This window comes from Flavobacterium sp. TC780 (assembly GCF_056783245.1).
This window is the reverse complement of record NZ_JBXBAV010000064.1, coordinates 1-5533: the sequence shown is the minus strand read 5'-3', so window position 1 is coordinate 5533 and position 5533 is coordinate 1. Positions and strand designations below refer to the sequence as shown.

General features: G+C 32.8%; 5 protein-coding genes and 1 pseudogene. All 6 read right to left on the bottom strand.

Annotated elements, in window-relative coordinates; all coding sequences use genetic code 11:
• Window positions 1-75 precede the first annotated feature (75 nt).
• Window positions 76-822: a hypothetical protein gene (locus AC1RYN_RS06235; protein WP_481806261.1), complete on the bottom strand. Its 747-nt coding sequence runs from the start codon at window positions 820-822 to the stop codon at window positions 76-78.
• Between the two features lie 3 nt (window positions 823-825).
• On the bottom strand, window positions 826-2949 hold the full coding sequence (locus tag AC1RYN_RS06230; RefSeq protein ID WP_481806260.1) for a phospholipase effector Tle1 domain-containing protein: 2124 nt from the start codon (window positions 2947-2949) through the stop codon (window positions 826-828).
• Between the two features lie 5 nt (window positions 2950-2954).
• The gene (locus AC1RYN_RS06225) at window positions 2955-4124 is read right to left on the bottom strand and encodes a DUF2931 family protein (protein WP_481806259.1); all 1170 of its coding nucleotides are present in this window, start codon (window positions 4122-4124) and stop codon (window positions 2955-2957) included.
• On the bottom strand, window positions 4121-4255 hold the full coding sequence (locus AC1RYN_RS06220; protein ID WP_481806258.1) for a hypothetical protein: 135 nt from the start codon (window positions 4253-4255) through the stop codon (window positions 4121-4123). Before AC1RYN_RS06220 ends, AC1RYN_RS06225 begins: the two co-directional genes overlap by 4 nt.
• A 135-nt stretch (window positions 4256-4390) precedes the next feature.
• Window positions 4391-4987 (bottom strand): hypothetical protein, encoded by a 597-nt coding sequence (locus tag AC1RYN_RS06215; RefSeq protein WP_481806257.1) that lies wholly within the window; start codon window positions 4985-4987, stop codon window positions 4391-4393.
• Between the two features lie 22 nt (window positions 4988-5009).
• Window positions 5010-5453, bottom strand: a pseudogene (locus AC1RYN_RS06210) (DUF2931 family protein); the annotation flags it as partial.
• Window positions 5454-5533 lie beyond the last annotated feature (80 nt).

Genomic DNA, 5533 nt, shown 5'->3' with positions numbered 1-5533 from the left:
TTATGTGTGTATTCAACTTTTACGTATTGCTAAGGTTAATACATGCTCCTGTTGTTAGGGAGGCAGCACCTGCCATTAAAGTGATGTTTTATTAATGTTATACAAAATGGTCGATTTTTCTTTTTCTATTTCTAGTGTTCCCAATTCTATTTGATCATCTCTGTATTCTATACTGCCTTCATATTTTACAAAATCGCTATTTTCATTATTCTCAACAGGGATACCTTCTATTAAATAACTATCAAATTTTTCATCTTTTGGATAAAACTTTTCTGTTATCAAAGTGCTGTCACAATCTATTATTTTTCTTTTTCGCTCAACATCATACGAATTTCTATATAAACTTGAAAAATACAAACCAAACATCTTATAGTCAGAAAATAAGGATATTAATTTTCGTTCTTCTTTCAATAAATTGCTAATTCCTTGCAGATATGATTCTACAACAAAACCTACATTATCTACAGCAAGTTTCGCACGGATAATTTCCCAACGTTTCCTTAGTTCTTCAAAATTTAATATTTTGATGATTTTACCATAATCATTTATTTCTACTTCAATTTCATCAAAAGCAGATCCTATCTTTTTTAGAAAAAAAACATTTTCTATAGATAAATTACTTGTAATATGTATTTCAGATAAAAATAACTGAAACAACATATCATTTCCATCATTTTTGTATCTCGTAATTGCAATTTTCCTTATATAACTTATTTTTTTTACTTTTTTTAAATTTGAAAAATCGGTTGTGACGGTTTCAAACATAAAATCATTTATTTTATCAAGTTCTGGAAGTACAACATGGTAATCTAAATAATTCATATTTTAATGTATTTGTCTTTTTCTACCTTCATCAGGTTGCATCCCAAACCAGTCTCTGGTTGAAGACCAATGTAAGTACTCATTTCTTAGTTGTCTTAGCATTTTTTGAGAATTGTAAGCAGTAATTACAACTTCAGGTAATTCTATAGGTATTACTCCTGATTCTTCTGCAACTACTTCCTGCGGTATTTTAAGAGTACCAAAATCTATTTTTGGTATATACTGTTCTACCCTCAAATTGTCAGTTACTTTTTTTAAACCTTCCATTTCATAAGTATGATTTTTTAGTTTTTCTTCTATATTCTTTATTTCTGTTTCTAACTTCTGTTGTTCTATTCTGTCGAGTCTTTTTTGTTCAATTTCTTCATCACTTATAAAATCCCATTCTTTAACCTGATTGGTTTCATCGAGAGCATAAGGCGTTAAATAACTCTTTACACCTTTCAAAAAATCATCTAATGGAAATTTATCACTTGTATTTTCTTTAATATTCTTATCCATTTCGGTACTTCTTGCATAGGTTTCCATAAAATGCAACATAATATAGCTGTATTCTTTTTTTACTCCCTCATACTCATCGTCAGTTCCTTCTATTTTCTTACCCCTAATTCCTGTTAGTTTATAATATGGAAGTAAACTTTTCCACTGTCTTTTTATTTTTATTTGATCTTCTTTATACCAATGTTTTTTTATCAAATCGCTTCTAAGAGCGTTTAATCCTGGTAAACTACTAGGAATAAGTGCAGCTAGAAAAGAAAAAACTCCTTCTTCATCTTTTAGACTGGTTCCAATTTCATCTATTTCTTCTTTCTCCGTCATATATGCTCCACCAATATCACAATGTACACCTGGAAATTTTTTTTCGATATATTTACCAGGAATTTGATTGATTCGGGTAAGCGCAAAATTTTGGCGATGTTCATCTTTGGCAGTAAAATGAACTACTTTTTGACTGTATAAGTTGTTAAGCAGTAGTTTGTTTTTACCATCAGTATCTTTTTTCTTGGTTAAATCATTAAGATGTAACTCGCCAATATCATCATTAAAATGTGTTGACCAAGCTTCTTTTAATAATTTACCTCCTTCATCTTTTAAATTTCCATAATCATCATAGTGATCCATTACATCATTTTGCTCAAAATAAGACGAAACAGTGTCGTAAATTCCCACAAATCGAACTATAATTTCTATATCTTTTAAATCCTCAAATTCAAGTTTTGTTTTTTTGAGTAAACTATATCCCAAATGCCCCATTTTTGGCAATTGGTCCTCTATTAAATAACTGTTGTCTACCTCGTAATTATCGACATCTACAAAGGCAGTTCGAAATTTTTTCATTGCTATTGGCGCCCCTTTTCTAGAGGCAGGTTCTCGATATTCAACCCCGTCAGGAATTTCTTTTTGCACTGCTTTTGCATAGCTATAGTCTAGATTTACCTCATAAACCAAGTTTCTTGCCGTAGCAGCACCACGACTAAAACCAAAGACATCTAACGTGATTTGGGTAATTTTAATTTCTTTTTTAGGATTCGTTTTTATTTCTTCTAATACCTTATCTGCTATTTGCTCACAAGCATTACGTACTCTGGCACGTATACCCGTTTGCCCAGAACCAAAGGCAAAGCCATCCTGACTGTCACGCATTAAGTTATCTGTGCCCATACCTGGTACATAAATAGCATATTTTTTTTGTTCACAACATTGCCACATACGTGCCACATTGGTATAATCATTGCTATAGCTGTTATCTGTACCCATACGGTCCAAACCAAACTCATTTAGGGCTACTCTGTGCGAGGCTACAAGATATTTTTCTTTTTCATCAATAGCTTTAAACTCAATTTCCTCAGCAGGAGTTTTTTCTTTTTTTGAAAGAAGTTCCTCTATTCGTCTTTTATTCTTTATCTTTTTATAGTGTGTATCATCCTCATCTTCCAATGTCTTGTTACTTTTAGAATAATCTATTTTACCAGTTTCTATATCTTTACGACTATGCTCAGTACGCCTATCTGTATTGTTTTTATTGTTTAGTGTACCATCAATAAATATCCCAAAAGTAAGACGTAGCTCATCTTGTTTTTCTTCGTCTTTGCTAGTTCCTGTATTGTATACAAATGTTTTTCCCATAACCCCTATTCTTTTTTGTATTTTTCAGTTAATGACCGTGATTCATAAACTTCTGTTTTACTTTTCTTTAGCGGTATGGTACTAATTCCATTTTTTAGTGTTGCTGCTAAATATGTACTACCCGGATTAATCTTAACCTCTAAATCAATATTTGCCTCAGGATTCTTTTTATGCATTTCCATAAAAGCTGCAAAAATTTCTTTTTCATCAAAAAGAAAATATCCTCCATAACCTTGTCCATTTTTATCCCACCAAGCAAAACTCAATACTCTAGGAATTGCTCTTTCATGATATTCATTTTTAACAAACTCTTCGTCTAACAATGTTTCTCGCTCTCCGTTAAACATATCAAATGATAAATCATCTGAAATTTTTCCTTCTCTTACAAATCCATAAGTAGGTTTCCAACTGTATTTTATACGATAGCTGTCCCAAAGTCCGTAAGGGATGGGTTTGTTTTTATTCGCCTCCTGCACCTCTGGAGCTATAATTTTAGGGTTTTTTAAGGTCCGTTCTCTGTCTACAGGGTCAAACAACAAGCGTTCGTGACTATCCAGCGAGGCAATTTCTTTGGAACTTATTACCACTTTTTTACCTTGATAACGTCCTATTTCTACATCTTTATCTCCGCCTTTTAACCATACCACCACTACACCACCAGGAGCGAAACCAATAGTGATATGATTATAAGTCGTCATCACTTTTCCTCTTTTTCGATTGCTATCTTGAAAACCTTCGTTAAATAGTTTGACCATTTTAGGGTAGTCAAGCTCAGTGTTTATATGATACATCACATCTTCTACATACGAATACCAAGTACAGTTAAGTCTTTGCGGGATTGGTTTTACGCCCTGACTCATACCTGAGGAATTTTCGCCCCAATCTCCTATACCAGTAGTAGTGCCAAAACCAGATATACTTGTTATACTATTAGGTTCTTCATTTACTCCATTTGATACTAGTGGGCCTTCAAGCCACCCTCTATATACTTGTATTGGATATCCTGATGGACAACTTAAGCCTTCTTGCCATTTAAAATTTGTTTCCATAGTAGTAAGCGTATCTTGTATTCTAGGTTTATTAACCTGTTTGTTGTTTTCCTTTTTTTCCTGACAAGAACTTGTTAGAAAGCTTGTTGTAAAGAATAGTAGTAAATAAAGAACTCTTTTTCTCATGTTTTTTTAATTTTGTGCATACTCTTATTGTTGAGCATACTATCAATAAATATCCCAAAAGTAAGGCGTAGCTCATCTTGTTTTTCTTCGTCTTTATTTGTCCTTGTATTGTACACAAATGTTTTTCCCATAGTTTATTCTTGTTTACCTTTTTCTAAGATATTACTTCCAATCATCCGCTATAAATTTTACAGGTATTTCTTTCCCATTGCCCTTGAGAGTAATGCTGAAAGAATGAGGAGCTTTACCTATTTTAATTTCCATTTCTAGGGAGCACCCGGGTTGAGTTTATCAAGGCTTCTAAAAGTTTTAGCAATTTCATCTTCTTCAAATATTAGATCTGTAGCTTTTATGAATGTATCCTGTTCTTTATAATTAAACCTATCTCTAAAAGGAGGTGAATTTTGTTGAAATGGCATATTGATAAATGCTTTATCTTTAAGGACCTCTTGCAAAATCCTACGTCTAATATTAATTTCATTTGGTCTTTTTACCTCTTCGGCAAACACAAAAACAGGACGCCAATTGTATTTATATTCTTTTGTTAATGAACGTGATTCATAAACTTTCATTTTGCTTTTCTGTAGTGGTATGTTACCAATTCCGTTTTTTAGTGTTATTCCTAAATATTCACTACCTGGATTTATTTTAATCTCTAAATCGATATTTGCTTCTGGATTCTTTTTGTGTAACTCTTTAAAAGCTGCAAAAACTTCTTTCTCATCAAAGTAGATATTTCCGCCATAACCTTGCCCTACTTTATCCCACCACCCATTATACAAGCCTTTGGGTATTGCTCTTCTTTTGTAAACATTCTCAATAATTTCGTCATCCAATAAGGTTTCAGCCTCACCATTAAACATATCAAATGATAAAGAATATCATTCATTTTTCCTTCTTTACAAATACAAAAGTAGGTCGCCAATTATATTTTATGCGGTAGCTGTCCCAAAGTCCATAAGGGATCGGTTTGTTTTTATTTGCCTCCTGCACCTCTGGAGCTATAATTTTAGGGTTTTTTTGGCTTTTTGTTCTTCTATCTATAGGGTCAAACAACAAACGTTCGTGGCTATCCAGCGAGGCAATTTCTTTGGAACTTATTACTACTTTGTTACCTTGATAACGTCCTATTTCTACTTGTCTGCCCCCGTTCTGTAACCATACTACCACTACACCACCAGGAGCAAAACCTACAGTAACAGTATCGTAAGTTATCATTACTTTTCCTCTCTTTCTTCTAACAGTACTCTGAAATCCTTCATTGAATAATTTGACCATTTTAGGGTAATCAAGCTCGGTGTTTATATGATACATAACATCTTCTACATACGAATACCAGGTGCTGCCTCCCTAACAACAGGAGCATGTATTAACCTTAGCAATACGTAACGAACCAAGTAGGTTAACAT

What these genes read in the sequence shown, in the direction of transcription:
- AC1RYN_RS06235 (WP_481806261.1), bottom strand. Translation starts at nt 822, where the DNA reads ATGAATTATTTAGATTACCATGTTGTACTTCCAGAACTTGATAAAATA.
- AC1RYN_RS06230 (WP_481806260.1), bottom strand. Translation starts at nt 2,949, where the DNA reads ATGGGAAAAACATTTGTATACAATACAGGAACTAGCAAAGACGAAGAA.
- AC1RYN_RS06225 (WP_481806259.1), bottom strand. Translation starts at nt 4,124, where the DNA reads ATGAGAAAAAGAGTTCTTTATTTACTACTATTCTTTACAACAAGCTTT.
- AC1RYN_RS06220 (WP_481806258.1), bottom strand. Translation starts at nt 4,255, where the DNA reads ATGGGAAAAACATTTGTGTACAATACAAGGACAAATAAAGACGAAGAA.
- AC1RYN_RS06215 (WP_481806257.1), bottom strand. Translation starts at nt 4,987, where the DNA reads ATGTTTAATGGTGAGGCTGAAACCTTATTGGATGACGAAATTATTGAG.